20 protein-coding genes are annotated in these 19581 nt (G+C 65.9%); 7 read left to right on the forward strand and 13 right to left on the reverse strand.

Annotated elements, in window-relative coordinates; all coding sequences use genetic code 11:
* Positions 1 to 8: 8 nt before the first annotated feature.
* Genes ACFLEY_RS02790 through cobS form a run of 5 tightly spaced genes read right to left on the reverse strand, consistent with a single transcriptional unit; the run spans position 9 to position 4376 of the window.
* Positions 9 to 1079, reverse strand: coding sequence for an esterase-like activity of phytase family protein (locus ACFLEY_RS02790; protein ID WP_211434014.1), 1071 nt, complete (start codon positions 1077 to 1079; stop codon positions 9 to 11).
* On the reverse strand, positions 1076 to 2983 hold the full coding sequence (gene cobT / locus ACFLEY_RS02795; RefSeq protein WP_011083010.1) for a cobaltochelatase subunit CobT: 1908 nt from the start codon (positions 2981 to 2983) through the stop codon (positions 1076 to 1078). Before cobT ends, ACFLEY_RS02790 begins: the two co-directional genes overlap by 4 nt.
* The gene (locus ACFLEY_RS02800; protein WP_306421917.1) at positions 2980 to 3225 is read right to left on the reverse strand and encodes a GNAT family N-acetyltransferase; all 246 of its coding nucleotides are present in this window, start codon (positions 3223 to 3225) and stop codon (positions 2980 to 2982) included. The genes cobT and ACFLEY_RS02800 overlap by 4 nt, the downstream gene beginning before the upstream one ends.
* Complete coding sequence (locus ACFLEY_RS02805; RefSeq protein WP_249163216.1) at positions 3150 to 3389, reverse strand: hypothetical protein; 240 nt, start codon at positions 3387 to 3389, stop codon at positions 3150 to 3152. The genes ACFLEY_RS02800 and ACFLEY_RS02805 overlap by 76 nt, the downstream gene beginning before the upstream one ends.
* Positions 3390 to 3392: 3 nt before the next feature.
* A complete protein-coding gene (gene cobS, locus ACFLEY_RS02810) occupies positions 3393 to 4376 on the reverse strand; it encodes a cobaltochelatase subunit CobS (RefSeq protein ID WP_370139181.1) in 984 nt (327 codons plus the stop codon).
* Between the two features lie 311 nt (positions 4377 to 4687).
* On the opposite strand from cobS, the gene ACFLEY_RS02815 reads away from it, so the two are divergent.
* Positions 4688 to 5347 carry a DedA family protein gene (locus ACFLEY_RS02815; RefSeq protein WP_161532594.1) on the forward strand — a complete coding sequence of 220 codons (660 nt, stop codon included), beginning with the start codon at positions 4688 to 4690 and terminating at the stop codon, positions 5345 to 5347.
* A gap of 151 nt (positions 5348 to 5498) precedes the next feature.
* On the opposite strand, the gene ACFLEY_RS02820 is transcribed toward ACFLEY_RS02815, so the two are convergent.
* On the reverse strand, positions 5499 to 6716 hold the full coding sequence (locus ACFLEY_RS02820) for a citrate synthase family protein (protein ID WP_011083014.1): 1218 nt from the start codon (positions 6714 to 6716) through the stop codon (positions 5499 to 5501).
* Positions 6717 to 6794: 78 nt separating this feature from the next.
* Here ACFLEY_RS02820 and ACFLEY_RS02825 point away from each other — a divergent pair, with 78 nt between their 5' ends.
* Positions 6795 to 7889, forward strand: a complete 1095-nt coding sequence (locus ACFLEY_RS02825) for a citrate synthase/methylcitrate synthase (protein ID WP_060909857.1) — start codon at positions 6795 to 6797, stop codon at positions 7887 to 7889.
* Positions 7890 to 8135: 246 nt separating this feature from the next.
* Here ACFLEY_RS02825 and ACFLEY_RS02830 read toward each other — a convergent pair whose 3' ends face one another.
* Positions 8136 to 8768 carry a J domain-containing protein gene (locus tag ACFLEY_RS02830; protein WP_011083016.1) on the reverse strand — a complete coding sequence of 211 codons (633 nt, stop codon included), beginning with the start codon at positions 8766 to 8768 and terminating at the stop codon, positions 8136 to 8138.
* Positions 8769 to 8875: 107 nt separating this feature from the next.
* Here ACFLEY_RS02830 and ACFLEY_RS02835 point away from each other — a divergent pair, with 107 nt between their 5' ends.
* Positions 8876 to 9145 carry a BolA family transcriptional regulator gene (locus tag ACFLEY_RS02835; protein WP_060909856.1) on the forward strand — a complete coding sequence of 90 codons (270 nt, stop codon included), beginning with the start codon at positions 8876 to 8878 and terminating at the stop codon, positions 9143 to 9145.
* Positions 9146 to 9274: 129 nt separating this feature from the next.
* On the opposite strand, the gene ACFLEY_RS02840 is transcribed toward ACFLEY_RS02835, so the two are convergent.
* From ACFLEY_RS02840 to ACFLEY_RS02850, 3 genes are all read right to left on the reverse strand, one after another.
* Positions 9275 to 10579 (reverse strand): HlyC/CorC family transporter, encoded by a 1305-nt coding sequence (locus ACFLEY_RS02840; protein WP_011083018.1) that lies wholly within the window; start codon positions 10577 to 10579, stop codon positions 9275 to 9277.
* Between the two features lie 92 nt (positions 10580 to 10671).
* A complete protein-coding gene (aroB, locus tag ACFLEY_RS02845) occupies positions 10672 to 11820 on the reverse strand; it encodes a 3-dehydroquinate synthase (RefSeq protein WP_028175816.1) in 1149 nt (382 codons plus the stop codon).
* Complete coding sequence (locus tag ACFLEY_RS02850; RefSeq protein ID WP_060909855.1) at positions 11817 to 12440, reverse strand: shikimate kinase; 624 nt, start codon at positions 12438 to 12440, stop codon at positions 11817 to 11819. Before ACFLEY_RS02850 ends, aroB begins: the two co-directional genes overlap by 4 nt.
* A gap of 183 nt (positions 12441 to 12623) precedes the next feature.
* On the opposite strand from ACFLEY_RS02850, the gene ACFLEY_RS02855 reads away from it, so the two are divergent.
* The 4 genes from ACFLEY_RS02855 (at position 12624) to ACFLEY_RS02870 (ending at position 16882) form a co-directional block, all read left to right on the forward strand.
* Positions 12624 to 12770 (forward strand): hypothetical protein, encoded by a 147-nt coding sequence (locus ACFLEY_RS02855; protein WP_011083021.1) that lies wholly within the window; start codon positions 12624 to 12626, stop codon positions 12768 to 12770.
* A gap of 17 nt (positions 12771 to 12787) precedes the next feature.
* Entirely contained in the window at positions 12788 to 13744 is a 957-nt protein-coding gene (gene xerD, locus ACFLEY_RS02860; protein ID WP_060909854.1) for a site-specific tyrosine recombinase XerD, read from the forward strand.
* Between the two features lie 181 nt (positions 13745 to 13925).
* Positions 13926 to 14888 carry an acetyl-CoA carboxylase carboxyltransferase subunit alpha gene (locus ACFLEY_RS02865; RefSeq protein ID WP_011083023.1) on the forward strand — a complete coding sequence of 321 codons (963 nt, stop codon included), beginning with the start codon at positions 13926 to 13928 and terminating at the stop codon, positions 14886 to 14888.
* A 422-nt stretch (positions 14889 to 15310) separates the two neighbouring features.
* Positions 15311 to 16882, forward strand: a complete 1572-nt coding sequence (locus ACFLEY_RS02870; RefSeq protein WP_249163217.1) for a murein L,D-transpeptidase family protein — start codon at positions 15311 to 15313, stop codon at positions 16880 to 16882.
* Between the two features lie 198 nt (positions 16883 to 17080).
* Here ACFLEY_RS02870 and ACFLEY_RS02875 read toward each other — a convergent pair whose 3' ends face one another.
* Genes ACFLEY_RS02875 through ACFLEY_RS02885 form a run of 3 tightly spaced genes read right to left on the reverse strand, consistent with a single transcriptional unit; the run spans position 17081 to position 19575 of the window.
* Entirely contained in the window at positions 17081 to 17776 is a 696-nt protein-coding gene (locus ACFLEY_RS02875) for an ABC transporter ATP-binding protein (protein WP_211434016.1), read from the reverse strand.
* Positions 17769 to 18503 carry an ABC transporter ATP-binding protein gene (locus ACFLEY_RS02880; protein WP_060909851.1) on the reverse strand — a complete coding sequence of 245 codons (735 nt, stop codon included), beginning with the start codon at positions 18501 to 18503 and terminating at the stop codon, positions 17769 to 17771. The genes ACFLEY_RS02875 and ACFLEY_RS02880 overlap by 8 nt, the downstream gene beginning before the upstream one ends.
* Positions 18490 to 19575 (reverse strand): branched-chain amino acid ABC transporter permease, encoded by a 1086-nt coding sequence (locus tag ACFLEY_RS02885; RefSeq protein ID WP_060909850.1) that lies wholly within the window; start codon positions 19573 to 19575, stop codon positions 18490 to 18492. Before ACFLEY_RS02885 ends, ACFLEY_RS02880 begins: the two co-directional genes overlap by 14 nt.
* Positions 19576 to 19581: the final 6 nt, after the last annotated feature.

The following is a 19581-nucleotide window of genomic DNA, read 5'->3' on the forward strand; positions in this document are numbered from 1 at the left end:
CGATGACTTCACTCCACCAGCGTGAACTGGAGCAGCAGCGTGCGCTGGAGCATTGAAAAATTGTCGTCCGAGACCAGCGTCAGCACGGTGTCGCCCGCGGGCGTGACGTGGGCGTCGATGCCTTCCATGTTGTCGATCTCCTGGCCGAGATCGGCCTTGAACAGCGCAGGGCCGTCGACCACCGCGCCCGGCGCGATCGATTTCAGGGGAATCGAGCGGATGCGGATGTCGACGCCGGTGAACCAGGAGAATTTGCGTTCGAGGATGAGCAGCTCGCCCGACGGCAAGAGCACCGCGTCGCTGATGTCGAACTTCTCGGTGCGGCGGACGCTGAACTGGCCGGGCGTGGGGCCGCCGATCAGGAACGCGACCAGATTGCCGTCGGCGTCCAGCCCGCGCTCGGAGAAGGCGATCAGGGTGCCGGCGAGCGGCTGGCCCTTCGGGACGAAGACCAGCCCCTCGAGCCCCTTGTTGTGCGGCAGCTTGCGCAACGCGGGCGGCACCTGGATCACCTCGCCGCGGGCGCGCGTGCCGCCTTTCGAAAAATCGTAGCGCAGGATCTGGTTGACGCGCTCGAGCCCGACATAGACGACATTGCCGTCGCGCGTCAGCGACTCCGAATCCCACCAGAGGCGCTTTTCCGTGATCGGCCGTCCCTCCGCATTGAGCAGCGGCGCGGCCTCGACGTCGTCGAGCCCGGCCATCCTGCTGCCGGAATAGCGGATGGACCCGGTGAACCAGCCGCCCTGGTCGGAGACCGCAAGGAAGCGTTCGCCTTTCGCATCCAGCCGGATGCCGGACAGGCCGCCAAAACCGCGATAGGGCGAGGTCAGCACCAGGCCGCTGCGATACTCCAGCGAACCGAAGCGCGTGCGCGAACGGTCGCGCGGCTCGAAATTCGGGATCGGCCGCGCGTTGACCTCGATGCTGACGGGCTCGGCGACGGCGCGCTCGACCTGGAGCGGGCGCGGCGGCGGCTCGGTCGCGACTTGCGCCTGCGCCAATCGGGACAGTGCGAAAGTGGAAAATCCCGCCGCCGCGTGGCCAAGGAAGCTGCGGCGGGATCGAAGCGTGCTCACGAATGCAGTTTACGGCGCGGACGACTTGCCGAGGGCTGCGGTGCGGTCGCCGTCTCGCTGAACAGCTCGGCAAGCTTCTCGGTGATGGCGCCGCCGAGCTCCTCGGCGTCCACGATCGTCACTGCGCGGCGATAGTAGCGCGTGACGTCATGGCCGATGCCGATCGCGATCAGCTCGACCGGCGAGCGGGTCTCGATCTCCTCGATGATGTGGCGCAGGTGCCGCTCGAGATAGTTGCCGGCGTTGACCGACAGCGTGGAATCGTCGACCGGCGCGCCGTCCGAGATCATCATCAGGATCTTGCGCTGCTCGGGCCGGCCGAGCAGGCGCTTGTGCGCCCAGTCCAGCGCCTCGCCGTCGATATTCTCCTTGAGGAGTCCCTCGCGCATCATCAGGCCGAGGTTCTTCCGCGCGCGGCGCCAGGGCGCGTCGGCGGACTTGTAGATAATGTGGCGGAGATCGTTGAGACGGCCGGGATTGGCCGGCTTGCCGGCCGCAAGCCACGCTTCACGCGATTGCCCGCCCTTCCAGGCGCGCGTGGTGAAGCCGAGAATCTCGACCTTGACGCCGCAACGCTCCAGCGTGCGGGCGAGGATGTCGGCGCAGGTCGCCGCCACCGTGATCGGGCGGCCGCGCATCGAGCCGGAATTGTCGAGCAGCAGCGTCACCACGGTGTCGCGGAACGTCGCCTCCTTCTCGTGCATGAAGGACAGCGGGTGATAGGGATCGGTCACCACGCGCGACAGCCGCGCGGGGTCGAGGATGCCCTCTTCGAGATCGAACTCCCAGGCGCGATTCTGCTGCGCCATCAGCTTGCGCTGCAGCCGGTTGGCGAGGCGGGCGACGATGCCTTGCAGATGCGCCAGCTGCTTGTCGAGATAGGCGCGCAGGCGCTCCAGCTCGTCATGGTCGCAGAGGTCTTCGGCCGCGATGACTTCGTCGAATTTCGGCGCGAAGGCGTGATATTCGGGCCCGCGCGGCTCGTTCTTCCCGTGCGCGTTCGGACGCGTCGCCTCGCCCGGAGTCTCGTCGTCGCCGAGCTCGCCGTCGTCGAACGTGTCTGACGTCGAGGCCTGCGCGCTTTCCATCGCGCTCTCGCTCATCTCCTCGCTCGACGCCTGCGCCTGGTCGGCGCTCATCTCCTGGGCGGCATCGGAATCGGGCGAACCTTCGGCGCCGGACTGGTCGTTGTCGCCGTCGCGGTTTTCGTCGTCGTCGTCATTCTCTTCGCTGTCGGCGTTGCGCTCGTCGCCGAGCTCGAGCGCCGACAAGAGGTCATGCACGGCGTCGCCGAACCTGGTCTGGTCCTCGACCACGCCGTCGAGCCGGTCGAGGCGCTTGCCGATCTTGTCTTCGAGAATCGGCCGCCAGAGATCGACCATCTTCTTCGCAGCCGTCGGCGGCGCCATGCCGGTGAGGCGCTCGCGCACCAGCATCGCCAGCGCATCGGCCAGCGGCGCATCGGCACGGTCGGTGATCTCGTCGAACTTGCCGCGATGGAAGTGGTCGTCGAGCATCGCGGTGAGGTTTTTCGCAACGCCCGCCATGCGGCGCGCGCCGATCGCCTCCACCCGCGCCTGCTCGACCGCCTCGAACACGCCGCGTGCCTGCGGATTGCCCGGCATCAGCTTGCGATGCAGCTTCGGATCGTGACAGGCGAGCTTCAGCGCGATGGAATCCGCGTGGCCGCGCACGATGGCAGCATCGCGCTTGGTCATCTTGCGCGCCGGCTCGGGCAGCCGCGCCTTGCCGGGCGCAAGGCCCGGCCGCTCGGCGGCAAAGGAGACCTCGAGCTCGGGCGATTTCGCGATCGCCTTCAGGCAGGAAGCCACCGAGCGCTTGAACGGCTCGGTCGGCGCTTCCTTGCTGTTACGGAATTTGGAATTGGATGATGATGTGCTCATAGCGACTTCGTAAACGAATGGCGCGTCACGCCGCCGGGATAGCCCTTGAGAGTGCCGAATTCCTCGTACCCGCAGGAACGATAGAAGCCCGGCGCCTGGAAACTCATCGTGTCGACATAGGCCTGGATCGCGCCATGCCGTCTCGCCTCATCCTCGATCGCCGCGATCAGCTTCGTCCCAAAACCCTTGCCGCGAGCTTCTGGTCGATCCAGAAGTACTGGATGAACAGAACCGTGGCCCAGAGATGCCCGACGATGCCGCCGACGATCTTGCGGCGGTCCTTCAGTGAGACCGCGATGCTCCTGACCTTCTGCTTCCCAAAGTGCTCGTCGTTATAGGCGCCGAGCCCGGCGAGCACAGCCTTCTTGGTCGTCCCAATGGTGCGCTCGACGGTGATGGTGGCCATGGGTCAGCTGAGCGCCACGTTGACTGCCGATTCCGGCAGCTCCGCATTGAAGCAGCGCTGGTAGAACTCGGCGACCAGGGGACGCTCGAGCTCGTCGCACTTGTTGAGGAAGGTGACGCGGAAGGCGAAGCCGATATCGCCGAAAATGTCGGCGTTTTCCGCCCAGGTGATCACCGTGCGCGGGCTCATCACCGTCGACAGATCGCCATTGGCGAACGCGTTGCGGGTGAGATCGGCGAGGCGCACCATCTTGTTGACGATGTCGCGACCTTCCTGGGTGCGATAGTGCTTGGCCTTCGCCAGCACGATCTCCACTTCCTCGTCGTGGCTGAGATAGTTCAGCGTAGTGACGATCGACCAGCGGTCCATCTGGCCCTGGTTGATCTGCTGGGTGCCGTGATAGAGGCCCGAGGTGTCGCCAAGGCCGACCGTGTTGGCGGTCGCAAACAGCCGGAAGGACGGATGCGGCTTGATCACCTTGTTCTGATCCAGGAGCGTCAGGCGGCCGGAGACTTCCAGCACGCGCTGGATCACGAACATCACGTCCGGACGGCCGGCGTCGTATTCGTCGAACACCAGCGCGACGTTGTGCTGGAGCGCCCAGGGCAGGATGCCATCGCGGAATTCGGTGACCTGCTTGCCGTCGCGGACCACGATCGAGTCCTTGCCGACGAGGTCGATACGGCTGATGTGGCTGTCGAGGTTGACGCGCACGCAGGGCCAGTTCAGGCGGGCGGCGACCTGCTCGATATGGGTGGATTTGCCGGTACCGTGATAGCCGGTCACCATCACGCGGCGATTGCGGGCGAAGCCGGCGAGAATGGCGAGCGTGGTGGCGCGGTCGAAGCGGTAGTCGGAATCAACTTCAGGCACATGAGGATCGACTTCGGAATAGGCCGGCACTTCGAGATCGCTGTCGATCCCGAACACCTGGCGCACCGACACCTTCATGTCGGGCAAACCGGAAACTTCCTCAACTTTGGACATGGCGGCGGTCGTCATCAATCCTCCGAGGCCCCGGGCGATCCCGAGACCAGTTATTGCACGGTGGCTGCGGCTGGGTGCGTTTGCGAACCTATCAGAGACAACGTGCGGGCAGAAGCCCGCCCTCCAATCAAAGTTCCGTTGTCTTTTCATTTAGATAGGCAAGGAACGCGATTTTTGGAAGGCTGCCCTGCGAATCACGCTCGAATTTCGCGCGGGCCAGCTGGCCTGCCCACGCGAGTGGCACTTTTACCGCCTCTCCTTACTTATGTAGGGTCTGGACCGGCGTAACCCCTCCCACCACGAAAGACGACGTGACGTCATTCCTCGATCCCTTCATCGCTTTCGTCTCGGCCCACGCGTGGCTGGCTTATCTGACCCTGTTCCTGGCAGCGCTTCTGGAAGCCGTTCCAGTGGTGGGATCGGTGGTCCCGGGCTCGACCATCATCCTGGCGCTCAGCGCCCTGATCCCGGGCGGCGAGCTGAAACTCGGCTGGGTGCTGCTGGCGGCCGCGCTCGGGGCCGTGCTGGGTGACGGCTCGGCCTACTGGATCGGGCACCGGCAGCAGCGCGAGATCCTCAACACCTGGCCGCTGACCAATTATCCGCGCGTGGTCGAGGAGAGCGAAAGCTTCTTCCACCGCTTCGGCACCTGGGCCGTGTTCTTTGCCCGCTTCGTGCCGCCGATCCGCGCGTTTGTCCCGGTCACGGCCGGCGCGCTCGGGATGCCCCCTGCCCGCTTCTACGCGATCAACATCCCGGCCATCCTGGTCTGGGCCCCCGCGCATGTGCTGCCGGGCGTGCTGGCAGTGTCCGCCCTGCACGAATATGCCGGGCTGCCGCACCATGAGCATGTCGGCAAGCATATCTGGATGCTCGCCGTGATCGGCGGTGCGATCGTGCTGAGCGTGACGGTTTGGATCTATCGTCGGCGGAACGGTGGTGGTGTCGCGGCGGCCAAGCCGCGGGTCTGATTAGCTTTGGCTGCCACGGCGGACGGAGGTGCGCTCCCTCCCCGCTTGCGGGGGAGGGTTGGGGAGAGGGTGCATCCACAATCGAGAACCCCCAAGAGGAGGGAGCCCTCACCCGCGCCTCCGGCGCGACCTCTCCCGCAAGCGGGAGAGGTTAGGACCCGCCCGTCCGCCGCCCCGGCGCGGGACCAACGTACCGCGCGCGCGGGCGGATCAGCTTGCCGAACTGCAATTGCTCGCTGGCGTGCGCAATCCAGCCGACGCTGCGGGCCATCGCAAACAGCGCGAGCTCGCTGCCTGCAGGCAGGCGCAAGGCATGCACGAGGACGGCGAGCGCATAGTCGATATTGACGAATTCGCCGGTCGCCTCGGCGATCCGCTCCGGCACTTCGCGCGTGAATTTGCGCGGCGCGCCGGCGCGCGACAGCGCATTCAGCAGCGATTGCGCGCGGGGATCGCCGCGCTTGTAGACGCCGTGACCGAAGCCGGCGAAGCGCTCGCCGAGCGCGACGCGTTCGCGCACCACGGGAGCGACATCGCGGTCGACCAGCGTTTTCACCAGCTGTGAAGCCAGCACGCCGGCGCCGCCATGCTTTGGTCCCTTCAGCGCGGCGAGGCCGGCGATGACGGCGTCGTAGAGATTGAGGCCGGTCGAGGCCGCGCAGCGCGCGGTGAAGGTCGAGGCGTTCAGTTCATGATCGGCGAGCAGAACGAGCGCGCGGCGGATCAGATCGGGCGCGTGCTTGTTGTCCGCCGCCCAGACGCGCGCGACCTGCTGGTGCAGCGGCTCGGCCGAGGCTTCCGCATTGAGCATGGTCGCAACCAGCAGGCGGACGATGCGCGCGCCGACCATGGCGCGGCCATCGGGGGCGCGGGTGAAGGCGCGGGGATCGGCGCTCGCGGCGAGCGCCAGCACGGCGATGGCGCGGTCGATCGGCGCAGCGCGGCGCGCGGCGCCTGCGATCGTGCGCATCTCCTCGGATATCTCGGGCTGATTGTCAGGCGCAAACGGATCGACGCCGGAAACGTCCCAGAGCAGCGTCGCCGTGTGCTCCAGCGTGTCGTTCTCGGCGAGATCGACGCAATTGACGCCGCGATAGATCGCGCCCTCCTCGGTGATGGTCGAGATCTCCGTGTCCATGACCGGCAAGTCGGCATCGAAGCTGCGCAGCCCGCGCGGCTCCGGCGACGGCACCCGGCGCTCCTTCAGGGCGCGGACGTCCTCGGCGCGGTAGCGGTTCTTGCGCGAATCCGGCGTCGGCTCGGAGCGGATCAGGCCGCGGCTGACATAGGCGTAGAGCGTGGCCGGCGAGATCGCGAGTTCGGCGGCCGCCTCCCGGGCGGAGAGGTAGAGCTCATCAGAATTTTTCATATTGATTTATGTAATCAAGATTGATCAATCTGTCGAGAGGCCCGACTTTTGACCTGCGTAGAACAGGAGATTTGGGCCATGAACATCCACCTCACCAAAAGTCAGATCGGGCTGGACGGCGTTCCCGCGGCCGAGACCGTGCTGAGTCATGTCGACGGCGAGCGCGGCGAGCTGATCATCGCCGGCGAGCATGTCGGCCGGCTGGCCGCCAAATCGAGCTTTGAGGGCGTCACCGCCCGGCTCTGGAACGGCGCCAGCAAGACCTCGCTGAGCGAGGCCAATGTGCGGGCGAGCCTGGGCGCCGCACGCGAGCGCGCCTTCGCGCGGCTCGCCGAGCTGCTGCCGGCGACGCACGGGATGGGAATCGTCGACGGGTTTCGCGCGGCCGTCGCGGGCCTTCGCGCCGAGCACGGGCTAGAGCATGAGGCGACCATCGTCGGCGCCTTTCCGGTGATATCAGGCGCGCTGGTCCGGCGCGCCAAGGGGCTCGAGCCGGTCGCGCCCGATCCGAGCGCGAGCCACGCCGCCGACACGCTGCGCATGCTGCATGGGCGCGCGCCGGCAACGCGCGAGGTCACGGCGCTGGATGCCTATCTCGTCACCGTCTGCGACCACGGCATGAACGCCTCGACCTTCACCACGCGCGTGGTGGCCTCGACCCAGGCCGATCTGTTCGCAGCCATCACCGCCGGCTATTGCGCACTGACCGGTCCCTTGCATGGCGGCGCGCCGGAGCCGGTGCTGGAAATGCTCGATGCGATCGGCTCGCGCGAGCGTATCCAGCCCTGGGTGGATGCCGCGCTCGCACGCGGCGAGCGGATGATGGGTTTTGGGCATCGCGTCTATCGCGTGCGCGATCCGCGCGCCGACGTGCTGAAGACCGCGATCGAGGCCCTCGCCTCCAACGGCGCCGACCTGCCGTTTGCCGGCGAGGTCGAGGCCTATATCCGCGCAGCGCTGCGCAAGAAGAACCCGGACCGGCCGCTGGAGACGAATGTGGAGTTCTTCACCGCGATCCTGCTCGATGCGCTCGCGATTCCAAGGCAGGCGTTCACGCCGATCTTCGCGGTGGCGCGCGCCGCCGGCTGGACCGCGCATGCGCGCGAGCAGCAGCGCACCGGGCGGCTGATCAGGCCGAGCTCGTCCTATGTGGGGGCGGTGCCGAAGGCCTAGGGCCAGTAGCTTTGAACGGAATGATGACGACGGAGTGGTTCACTCCGTCGTCGTCCCGGCGAAGGCCGGGACCCATACCGCGTGATCTATCGATAGTGGGAGGTGGGAGTACCGCGGGAAGACGTCTTCACTGCGAGTCTTCGCCAAACCACTCCCTGGGGTTATGGGTCCCGGCCTTCGCCGGGACGACATCGAGAGTTTGGCTGCGACCGTCAGACTCTCGGAGGACGACGACCGCAAGAGGCCCTACGCCTCCCGCACCACCGTCTTCAGATAATTATACGCCTTGATGATCTCGATCAGGCGGTCTTCGGTCGAGCGGTCGCCGCCGTTGGCGTCGGGGTGGTGCTGCTTCACCAGCGCCTTGTACTTGCTCTTGACGTCGGCGAGCGTGGCACTGGGGCCGAGGCCCATGACCTGGAGCGCCTTGCGCTCGGCGTTCATCACCTTGCGCGTCTCGGCCTTGGGCTGGGCGTCAGGACCCTTCCGCCAGTTGGCGCGGCCATTGATCTCGCTGAACATGCTGAACGGATCGGACGCCATGTCGATATCGGCTTCCGCACCCTTCTTGCCGCCATTGGCGCCCATCTTCCAGGTCGGGCGGTGGCCGGTCAGCGCATCCTTCTGGTAGCGCGCGACGGCGTCGGCATTCATGCCGGAGAAGAAATTGTAGTTCTGGTTGTACTCGCGCACGTGATTGAGGCAGAAGTGCCAGTACTCGCGCTGGTTCTCACGCCCCTTCGGCGCGCGGTGTGCGCCCTTGTTCTGGCATCCGGCCCATTCGCACGCGACCGCGGTGTCGCGCGGCTTCACCTCGGGCTGCTTGCCCCGCGGCTTGACGCGGATGGAGTCGAAGAACTTTGATGAATCGATCGGCATGGCTGACTTTGACTACGCAATGCAAAAACCTTCAAGTCTTGACATTGCAATTAGCTGCGAACCCGGCAAATAACGGAGTGCGACCTCTGCACCTGAATGGCACACACATGGCTATGAGCGACATTATCAGCAACAAGTTGCAGGAAGCTTTCACGTTGGAAAGCCTGCAGGTTGTCGACGAGTCACATCTGCATGAGGGCCATGCCGGCCATCGGCCCAGCGGCGAGACGCACTTTCGCGTTTATATTGTGTCTCAAGCCTTCAAAGGGAAGAGCCGGGTCGATCGCCACCGCATGATAAATGCGGCGCTGGCCGCGGAACTCTCCGGCAGCGTGCACGCGCTCGCCATCCACGCGCAGGCGCCGGGGGAAGGGTAGCCCAGTCATTCCGGGGCGATGCAAAGCATCGAACTACGGGGCGCAAATGCGCCCCTGAGAATCTCGAGATTCCGGGTTCGCCCTTCGGGCGCCCCGGAATGACGATGCAAGTCGGCAACGTAAGCAGAACTAGAACGACGTCCCCGCCCTTCTCGGCTTGGCTTCTTCCATCTCGGCCTCGCGCGGCACCGGTGAAATACGGAGCGCGGTGATGCGGTTGCGTTCGCGGCGCAGGACGCGGAAGCGGAAGCCGTGGAACGTGAAGCTCTGGCCGCGATCGGGGATCGAGCGGGCCTCGTGAATGACGAGGCCGGCGACCGTGGTTGCCTCTCCATCGGGCAGATGCCAGTCCATGGCGCGGTTGAGATCGCGGATCGGCACCGAGCCGTCGACCACGACCGAGCCGTCCGGCTGGGCGCGCACGCCCGCGACCACGACGTCGTGCTCGTCGGAGATGTCGCCGACGATCTCTTCCAGAATGTCTTCCAGCGTCACGAGACCTTCAACCTCGCCGTACTCGTCGACGACGAGCGCGAAATGGGTCTTGCGGCGGCGGAACGCCTTGAGCTGCTCGGACACGGGACGCATCTCCGGCACGAACCAGGGCGGCAGCGCGATAGTGGAGACGTCGATGCGCGAGGTGTCGCCTTCGGAGGCGCGGATCGCGCGCAAGAGATCCTTGGCGTGGAGCACGCCGATGATGTTTTCCGGCTTCTCGCGCCAGAGCGGAATGCGGGTGTATTCGGTCGCCAGCACCTCGCGCAGCAGCTCCTCCGGCGGCAGGTCGGCGTTGATCATCATCATCTCGGTGCGATGGATCATGACGTCGGAAACCTGGAGCTCGCGCAGGTCGAGCAGGCCGCCGAGCATGTCGCGGTCCTGCTTCTCGAACTTGCCCTCGTGATGCAACAGGTCGACCGCGCCGCGCAGGCGCTCGGTCGGCGACAGGATGGCTTGGTGCTCGCCGGCAAGGCCGAACAGGCGCATCAAGAGGCGCACGATGACTTCGACGATCTTGAGGAGCGGCCCCAGCACATACATGGTCAGCCGCATCGGGCGCGCGACCGCAAGCGCCATGCGGTCGGGCGCGTTGATGGCGATGGTCTTGGGCAGCACCTCGGCGAAGATCACCACCAGCGCGGTCATCACGCCGGTGGCGTAGAGCACGCCGACATCGCCGAACCAGGACGTGAAGATGGCGGTGGCGAGCGCGGAGGCGCCGATATTGGCGATGTTGTTGCCGAGCAGCAGCGCGCCGATCAGGCGCTCGCGCATGTCGAGCAATTGGGATACGACGTCGGCGTCGTGATTACCCTGCTTGGAGAGCCGCAGCATGCTGGCGCGCGAGGCGCCGGTCAGCGCGGTCTCGCTCGCCGCGAAGAACGCCGAGACCAGCAGGCAGAGGACGACGATGGTGAATCCGAGCCAGTCCATGCACCACTCGAGTTTCTTGTCTTGACGCGTTTTCCTTGCGCGAACCGGTCCCCACTTCGCTCGAAAACGCTTTCACGAAATTCAGCCGCGCATCAGGCCTTCTGCGCGAGCTTCTCTTTCAGGAAGTCGCGCACCGGGGCCGGCTCGACGTCCTTTGCGATCACGGCGCGCCCGACCGCCTCCAGCAGGATGAAGGTGAGCTTGCCGCGCTTGACCTTCTTGTCCTGCGCCATCAGGGCCATCAGCGCGTCGGCATCGGCAAGCCCTTCCTGCGAAAAGCCCGCGATGTCCTGCAAGCGGGTCGGCAGGCCGGCCTCGATGAGATGCCGCTCGACGCGCGCCGCGTCGGCCTCGCCGATCATGCCGAGCTTCGCGGAAAACTGCGCCGCCAGCGTCATGCCGATCGCGACGCCCTCGCCGTGGAACAGACGGTCGGAGAAGCCGGTCGCAGCTTCCAGCGCGTGACCAAAGGTGTGGCCGAGATTGAGCAGCGCGCGTTCGCCGGTTTCGCGCTCGTCGCGCGAGACGATTCCGGCCTTGGCACGGCAGGAGGTGGCGATCGCGTGCTCGCGCGCTGATCCGCCCTTGAAGATGTCGGAATGGTTCTTTTCCAGCCAGGTGAAGAAGGCCTCATCGCCGAGCACGCCGTATTTGGCGACCTCGGCATAGCCGGCGTGGAACTGGCGCGGCGACAGCGTGTCGAGCACGGCGGTGTCGGCGATGACCAGCACCGGCTGGTGGAAGGCGCCGAGCAGATTCTTGCCCTGCGGCGAGTTGATGCCGGTCTTGCCGCCGACGCTGGAATCGACCTGCGCCAGCAGCGAGGTCGGCACCTGCACGAAATCGACGCCGCGGCGCAGGATCGCGGCGGCAAAGCCGGCGAGATCGCCGACCACACCGCCGCCGAGCGCGATGACGAGATCGTTGCGCTCGATCTTCGCGGCGATCAGGGCTTCGCTGACCTTTTCCAGGCCGGCATAGGTCTTGGAGATCTCGCCTTCCTCGACGACGATGCGCGACGTCGGGATGCCGGCGGCCGCGAGCGATGCTTCGGCCGGCTCGAGCCAGTGCTTTGCAACGGTACGGTCGGTGACAACAGCCGTGCGCACGCCTGGGCGCAGCGCTGCGACCCGTTCGCCGAGCGAGGCCAGCACGCCGCGGCCGATGACGATGTCATAGGCGCGGTCGCCGAGCGCGACGTCGACGTTGACGGGATCGGAATGTTTCAACGGCGCAGTCATCGTACGGCACTCGCAACGTCGGCAGGTGGTTGGGCGGCCTGTTCGCCGCAGAGATGGGCGCGCAGCGTCTCGATACACTCCTCGACGATCTTGTCGTGCGGCACGTCGCGCGAGGCGATGGTGAGGTCGGCATGGCTGTAGACCGGCTCGCGCTCGGTGAGCAGGCGCGTCACGGTTCCCTCGGGGTCGGCGGTCTGGAGCAACGGGCGGTCGGCGCGGCGGCGGACGCGGCGCATGATGACGTCGTGGTCGGCCTTGAGCCAGATCGAGACCGCCTTGGTCGCGATGCGCGCGCGCGTCTCCTCGCGCATGAAGGCGCCGCCGCCGGTCGCCAGCACCACCGAGCCGCCGTCGAGCAGGCGCGCGATCACGCGGGCCTCGCCGTCGCGGAAATGGCCCTCGCCATGGCGCTCGAAAATCTCCGGTATGGTCATGCCGGCCGCCGCCTCGATCTCAGTGTCCGCATCGACGAAGGGCAGCTTGAGCCGGGCCGCCATGCGGCGGCCGATGGTGGATTTGCCCACCCCCATCATGCCGACGAGCACGATCGAGCGCGCCCCGAGCGCCGACAGGATGTCGGCCTCAGGCGATGCTTGTATCGGCAACGCGGCGTCGGACATGGGTCTCGCTCTGGGTCTCGCTCTGGGTCTCGCTCGATCTGCCGCCAAAAGCGGCCTGCTTTGGCCACCTATACGACCCCAAAGGAGGCCTCGCCAGAGGACTCTTGCCACGAAACGGCGAACATGTTGGATGATTTCATTGGTTAATTTGCCTGCCAAGTCCCCTACAGAGACCCCAGACCGATGCCCAGCCTGTTCCGCTTCCTGACGGTCGTCGCCGTGATCGCCGGCATCGTCTATGGCGTGATTTTCGCGCTGGCGAACTTCGTCAATCCGAAGCCGCGGGAAATGTCGGTGACGATCCCGCCGGATAAGTTTCTCAAGAAATAGGAGTTAGCCTCCAGGGCATGCGTGCAAAGCCCTCAGACGCCAAGCTCACCGGCCTGTTCCTCGACATGCTCGCGGCGGAACAGGGCGCCGGCCCCAATACGCTCGATGCCTACCGCCGCGACCTCACGGACTTCTCCGAGTTTCTGGGCCGCGTCGGCCACAGTTTTGCGGACGCCGAAACCCAAACGCTACGCGACTATCTCGCCGATCTCGACACGCGTGGCTTCAAATCCACCAGCGTCGCGCGCCGCCTGTCGGCGATGCGGCATCTCTACCGCTTCCTGCTGAACGAGCGGATTCGCAGCGACGATCCCGCCGCGATCCTGTCCGGCCCGAAACGCGGCCGCGGCCTGCCAAAGGTGCTGTCGATCGCGGATGTCGACCGCATGCTCCGCCGCGCCAGGGAATTGAGCGAGGCGGAGGATGCCTCGCCCTCGAAGCGGCTGCGCGCCTTGCGGCTCTATTGCCTGCTCGAGGTGCTGTACGCCACGGGCCTGCGCGTCTCCGAGCTGGTGGCGCTGCCGCGCACGGCGGCCAAGCGCGACGCCCGCATGATCGTGGTGCGCGGCAAGGGCAACAAGGAGCGACTGGTGCCGCTGAACGAGGCCTCGCGGCAGGCGATGGCGGATTATCTCGCCGCGACCGAAGCCGCGAAATCCGACAAGAAGACCGGCGTTGCCGCCTCGAAATGGCTGTTCCCCTCCTTCGGCGAGAGCGGGCATCTGACCCGGCAGCATTTCGCCCGCGACCTCAAGGAGCTCGCGGTCGCCTCCGGGCTTCAGGCCCGGCTGGTCTCCCCGCACGTGCTGCGCCACGCCTTTGCCAGCCACCTCCTGCACAACGGCGCTGACTTACGCATCGTGCAGACCCTGCTCGGCCACACCGACATCTCGACCACCCAGATCTACACCCATGTGGTCGAGGAGCGGCTCAAGAGCCTGGTGCGCGACCTGCACCCGCTGGCGGAGAAGTAGGCCTGCCGCAGCCGAAACCGCCTTGACTTCGGCCACATCTCCGCAGAAAGAGCCGTGGCCTCACGATTGAATTGGCGGGCTGCCCAGAAGCCCACAAGCCAACTCATTGAAGAGGCTACACTTCTTTCCGCAGGTCCGAAATCGCTTCGCCGCCGCGCCCCGTCCTCCCTATATTGAGTTGATGCAAGACCAGATGCGCAGCTATCTCGACTTCGAAAAGCCCGTCGCCGAGCTCGACTCCAAGGTCGACGAGCTGCGGACGCTCGCGGCCTCCGGGACCGACATCACCGACGAGATCGGGCGGATCGAGGACAAGGCGGCGCAGGCGCTGGCCGACCTCTATACGAACCTGTCGCCGTGGCAGAAGACGCTGGTCGCGCGCCATCCGCAGCGGCCGCATTTCAACGATTTCATCAAAGGCCTGATCACCGAATTCACCCCGCTCGCCGGCGACCGCAAGTTCGGCGAGGACGAGGCCCTGGTCGCCGGCTTCGGCCGCTTCCGCGGCGAGCCGATCTGCGTGATGGGCCAGGAAAAGGGCGATTCCACCGAAAGCCGCATCCGGCACAATTTCGGCATGGCGCGGCCCGAGGGCTATCGCAAATGCGTGCGGCTGATGGAGATGGCCGAGCGATTCGGCCTGCCGGTGCTGTCGCTCGCCGATTCCGCCGGCGCCTATCCCGGCATCGGCGCCGAAGAGCGCGGCCAGGCCGAGGCGATCGCGCGCTCGACCGATGCGTGCCTGTCCCTGGGCGTGCCGAACGTCGCCATCATCACCGGTGAAGGCATGTCGGGCGGCGCCATCGCGATCACCACCGCCAACCGGGTGCTGATGCTGGAGCACGCGATCTACAGCGTGATCTCGCCGGAGGCCGCCTCCTCCATCCTCTGGCGCGACGGCACCAAGGCGCAGGAAGCCGCCAACAACATGAAGATCACCGCCCAGGACATGCTCCGCTTCGGGGTGATCGACAGCATTTTGAAGGAGCCGGTCGGCGGCGCCCACCGCGACCCCGCCGCCATGATCGCCACCACGGGCGAGGCCATCGCCAAGGCGTTTGACGAGCTCCGCGGCCTCGACGGCGACGCCATCCGCAAGCAGCGTCGGCAGAAATTCCTCGATATCGGCCGGAAACTGGGCTGATTCGGGCGGCATCGACGTCGTCATTCCGGGGCGATGCGAAGCATCGAACCCGGAATCTCGAGATTCCGGGTCCGCCCTTCGGGCGCCCCGGAATGACGGTTGGAGCCCGGTAACCCCGCATTAACCCTTTTTTTGCCCAAATCGGCGATCTGAGTCCCAATTGGGCCGGAAGGCCCAAGTAAGGCCCAAAGTCGCGTCCATTTAGTCTCTGTTGACCATGCTACTGGGCCAACGGGCTCGTGATCCCCTCTCGGGTTGCGACCACATGACCCAGAGGTTAGAATTTTAATCAATGGCTTCAGGGCATAAGCGCTGGAGCGTGGTTTGAAAAAGCCCGTCACGACGGGTCCGGATCTCCGGTCGGATCATGCTCCAAAGAATTGGGGTTCGCGCTCTCTGCCCGGCACGGTGTGGGGTCCATCTTGATTTCTCGTTCGCTTGCTCGCGCGCTCTTGGCTTCGGTTGCGCTGCTGACGGCCAGTGTCCTGCTGGCCGGCTGCGACACCGACCAGGTTTCGCTCGCGACCAACGCCAAGGCCAACCAGCCGGTGCCGCCAAAGCTTCTCGCCGCGATGGTCGAGAAGGACATGGATCTGCAGTCCCCGATCCTGGTCCGCCTGTTCAAGCAGGAAGCCGAGCTCGAAGTCTGGAAGCAGACCCGCAACGGCCAGTTCGCGCTGCTCAAGACCTATCCGATCTGCCGCTGGTCGGGCGATCTGGGTCCGAAGGTGCGCGAAGGTGACCGCCAGGCGCCGGAAGGATTCTACTCGATCAATCCGGGCCAGATGAATCCGCAGTCGGCCTATTACCTCTCGTTCAACACGGGCTATCCGAACGCGTTCGACAAGGCTTTGGGCCGTACCGGCTCGCAGCTGATGGTGCATGGCGATTGTTCTTCGCGCGGCTGTTACGCCATGACGGACGAGCAGATCGCGGAGATCTATTCGCTCGGCCGCGAGTCCTTCTTCGGCGGGCAGAAGGCGTTCCAGCTGCAGGCCTATCCGTTCAAGATGACGCCGGTGAACATGGCCAAGCACCGGAACAATCCGAACATGCCGTTCTGGAAGATGATCAAGGAAGGCTATGATCATTTCGAGGTGACGCGGCAGGAGCCGAAGGTCGATTTCTGCGAGAAGAAGTACGTCTTCGACGCAGCGAAGACGCCCGATGCCAAGCGCGATCCGGTGTTCGACGCCTCGGCAAAGTGCCCGGGCTATGTGATCCCCGAGGACATCGCGAGCGCCGTGCGCGAGAAGGACGCGCGCGACCAGGCCGAGTACGCCAAGCTCGTCGCCAAGGGCACGCCGGTGGCGCGCATGAACACCGGCATCGACGGCGGCATGAACAAGATCTTCGCCGCCAAGATTCCGGAAGGCTCGACCGGCCTGTCGGAGGGCGCCGAAGGCACCACGCTGCAGATGCTGGCAATGGCGAAGGCGCCGGGCACGATCCCCGGCCACGTCAATCCGCCGAAGCCGAATTTCGACGCGGCCGCTCCCTCGCCGCAGGAAGAGCCGATCGTCGCCGTCAGCGCGCCCGCGACCAGCACGCGCGTCGCGGCCGCAGCGCCCGCCGAGAAATCCCAAGAGAAATCGCAGAGCGGCGGCTTCTTCTCCAACCTCGGCCGCAAGATGGGCCTTGGCACCGCCGACACGACGGCGACCGCTTCGGCTCCGCCGCAAGCCACGGCGTCCGTGGCCCCGGCTACGACGTCCACGACGCCGCCGACGGCAGCGTCCAGGCTGAAGGCCGCAGTCACCCGGTTCGTGCCGGGCCATGACAAGTCCAAGGATGCAGCGAAGGACGCGCCGAAGCCGGCTGTGGCCGCCGCCAAGCCGGCAGAGCCGGTGAAGCCCGACACGCGCCTCGCCGCAACGCGTCCTGCGCTGAAGCCGTCGGTGTCGGATGGTGCGGGTGACAGCGGCCAGATGGCAGGCGCGGCACCTGTGGTGTCGTCGAACTCGTTCGACAGCCGGTTTGGGGCGGTGAAGTAAGCGCGCGGCCTCTCCGCGCGTTCTCTCCGGTCCATTCCAGCCTGACGCCGTCATTCCCCGCGAAGGCGGGGAATCCAGCATTCCAGAGGCACCAATTAGCGATCGAGAAGCCGCGGCGTACTGGATGCCCCGCCTTCGCGGGGAATGACAGGGGGGGACGAGAGTACCGCGCCTCACTCGCAGGTGAGCAGCGCTACCTTACGGCGCCAGATACCGCAGCAGTTCCGGATTGCCGCGCACATCATTCGCCTCGCCCTGCAGCGCGACCCTTCCGCGGTCCAGCACGTAGGCATAGTCGGCGACGCGCAAGGCGAGGTCGAGGTGCTGCTCGACGATGATGACGGCGATCTCTTTCGCGAGCTCCATCAGGCGCTCGGTGATCTCCTCGATGACGCCGATCCAGACACCTTCGGTGGGCTCGTCGAGCAGCAGCAGTTTCGGATCGCCCAGCATGGCACGGCCGATGGCGAGCATCTTGCGCTCGCCGCCGGAGAGCGTGCCGGCGGGCTGGTCGAGGCGCTGGCCGAGCTTCGGGAAGATGGTCAGCACGTGATCGACTGCGTCGGCCTTGCTGCTCGCGAGCGAGCCGACCGCGAGATTGTCGCGCACCGACAGGCGCGCGAACACCGAATGCTCCTGCGGGACGTAGCCGATACCGGCGCGTACGCGCTCCTGGGTCGCGCGGCGGCTGATGTCGCGGCCGTCGAAGGCGACCTCGCCCTTCCACGCCGGAAGCTCGCCGACGATGGTCTTCATCAGCGTGGTCTTGCCGGCGCCGTTGCGCCCGAGCACGGCGACGCCGCCGCGCCAGGGAATGCCGAGGTTGACGTCGAACAGGACCTGGCTGCGGCCATAGCCGGCGTCGAGATGCTTGATGTCCAAAAATTCAGGCACGGCGCAGATAGATCTCCTGGACGGATTTGTTGGCCTGGATCTCGGACACGGTGCCTGACGCCAGCACCTTGCCCTGGTCGAGCACGGTCAGGCGATCGCAGATGTCGCGGATGAAATCGAGATCGTGCTCGACGATGACGAGCGAGCAATGTTTCTTGATCGGCTGGAGCAATTCGCCGGTGACGCGGCGCTCCTCGAGGCTCATGCCGCCGGTCGGCTCGTCCAGCAGCAGGAGCTTTGGTTTTCCTGCAAGCGCCATCGCGATCTCCAGCCATTGCTGCTGACCGTGCGACAGCGCCGCCGCCGCGTCGAAGGCGCGGTCGGCGAGGCGAAACTGCGTCAGCATGGTCATGACCTGGTCGTGCAGCGCGCCGCGCGTGCGCGAGAACACGAGGTCGAGCAGCGAGGATTGCGCCTGGAGCGCGAGCAGGATGTTGTCGTACAGCGTCAGCGTCGGCAGCACGCTCGTGATCTGGAATTTCAGGCTCATGCCGGCGCGGGCGCGCTCGGTCGGCGTGAACGCGGTGATGTCGGCATTGATAAAACTCACCTTGCCCTGCGTCGGCACCTCGGCGCCGGCAATGCACTTCATCAGCGTGCTCTTGCCGGAGCCGTTCGGGCCGATCAGGCCGTGAAACTCGTTCTCGCCGACGGTGAGGGCCGCACCATCGAGCGCGGTGAGCTTGCCGAAGATCTTTTTGATGCCAGCGGCCTCAAGGAGCGGCATTGCGCTTCTCCTTCGGGTTCGCACCGAAGCTGCCGACACGCTCGCGCTCGCCCAGCGCGAAGCTGATCAGGCCGAGTGGCCGGAACAGGATCACGAGCAGCAGCAGCAAGCCCAGGATGATCGGCCAGATGTCGCGATAATTGTCGGGCAGCCAGAAGCTGACGCCTTCGACGATGATCGCGCCGATGACCGCCCCGATCAGCGTGCCGGAGCCGCCGAACAGCACGTAAAGCACCACCTGCGTCGAGACGACGACGCCGACCATGTTGGGCCACACGAAACCTTCGTGGAAGGCATAGAGGCTACCGGCAAGACCGGCGACGCCGCCGCCGATGGTGAAGATGATCGCTTTCAGATGCTGCGCCTTGTAGCCGAAGAAGGCGATGCGCTGCTCGTTCTCGCGCAGCCCCGCGAGCGCGAGGCCGAACTGCGAGCGCACCAGGAAGCGGCAGAGCAGGTAGACTACGACGAGGATGCCGAGCACGAGATAGTAGAAGGCGGGCCCTTCCGAGAATTCGTAGCCTCCGAGCGTCATCGGCGCGATCGAGGGAATACCGTTCTGGCCGCCGAGATAGTACCAGCCGCGCGCGAGGCGGTCGGCGGCATAGGAGCCGGTGAGCGTGCCCAGCGACACGAAGATCACGCTGGAGGGATGCCGTCCCAGCAGCAGGAAGCCGCCGAGCAGCAGCGCGAAGGTGAGGCCGATGATGGTGCCCGCCGGCAGCACCAGGAAGATGTTGGTGATGTCGAGGTCGCGCGCGAGCAGCGCGACGCCATAGCCGGCCGAGCCGAAGAACAGGGCCTGGCCAAAGCTCATGATGCCGGCATAGCCCCAGACCAGATCGAACGACAGGGCGAACAGCGCGAGGATGATCACGCGGGTGGCGAACACCGTGAGATAGTCCTGCAGCACCAGCGGCGCGAGCAGTGCGGCGACGAGCACCACGCCCTCCACGATCGGCAGGACTCTTCGTCCCGCCGCGACCTGTCCCGCCGCTTCGCGTTCAGCCATTGCATCGTCCGCTTCGTCGCCGGCGATGGCTTCCCTTACCACACTCATCGACTTCGGCATTCCGCC

The organism is Bradyrhizobium sp. YCK136, from assembly GCF_044570075.1.
Classification (GTDB): domain Bacteria; phylum Pseudomonadota; class Alphaproteobacteria; order Rhizobiales; family Xanthobacteraceae; genus Bradyrhizobium; species Bradyrhizobium diazoefficiens.

Coding starts and splice junctions, on each gene's coding strand:
- aroB (WP_028175816.1), bottom strand. CDS start 11,820: ATGACTGCGCCGTTGAAACATTCCGATCCCGTCAACGTCGACGTCGCG.
- ACFLEY_RS02865 (WP_011083023.1), top strand. CDS start 13,926: ATGCAAGACCAGATGCGCAGCTATCTCGACTTCGAAAAGCCCGTCGCC.
- ACFLEY_RS02825 (WP_060909857.1), top strand. CDS start 6,795: ATGAACATCCACCTCACCAAAAGTCAGATCGGGCTGGACGGCGTTCCC.
- cobS (WP_370139181.1), bottom strand. CDS start 4,376: ATGTCCAAAGTTGAGGAAGTTTCCGGTTTGCCCGACATGAAGGTGTCG.
- ACFLEY_RS02850 (WP_060909855.1), bottom strand. CDS start 12,440: ATGTCCGACGCCGCGTTGCCGATACAAGCATCGCCTGAGGCCGACATC.
- ACFLEY_RS02835 (WP_060909856.1), top strand. CDS start 8,876: ATGGCTATGAGCGACATTATCAGCAACAAGTTGCAGGAAGCTTTCACG.
- ACFLEY_RS02805 (WP_249163216.1), bottom strand. CDS start 3,389: ATGGCCACCATCACCGTCGAGCGCACCATTGGGACGACCAAGAAGGCT.
- ACFLEY_RS02820 (WP_011083014.1), bottom strand. CDS start 6,716: ATGAAAAATTCTGATGAGCTCTACCTCTCCGCCCGGGAGGCGGCCGCC.
- ACFLEY_RS02840 (WP_011083018.1), bottom strand. CDS start 10,579: ATGGACTGGCTCGGATTCACCATCGTCGTCCTCTGCCTGCTGGTCTCG.
- ACFLEY_RS02830 (WP_011083016.1), bottom strand. CDS start 8,768: ATGCCGATCGATTCATCAAAGTTCTTCGACTCCATCCGCGTCAAGCCG.
- ACFLEY_RS02855 (WP_011083021.1), top strand. CDS start 12,624: ATGCCCAGCCTGTTCCGCTTCCTGACGGTCGTCGCCGTGATCGCCGGC.
- ACFLEY_RS02880 (WP_060909851.1), bottom strand. CDS start 18,503: ATGCCGCTCCTTGAGGCCGCTGGCATCAAAAAGATCTTCGGCAAGCTC.
- xerD (WP_060909854.1), top strand. CDS start 12,788: ATGCGTGCAAAGCCCTCAGACGCCAAGCTCACCGGCCTGTTCCTCGAC.
- ACFLEY_RS02885 (WP_060909850.1), bottom strand. CDS start 19,575: ATGCCGAAGTCGATGAGTGTGGTAAGGGAAGCCATCGCCGGCGACGAA.
- cobT (WP_011083010.1), bottom strand. CDS start 2,983: ATGAGCACATCATCATCCAATTCCAAATTCCGTAACAGCAAGGAAGCG.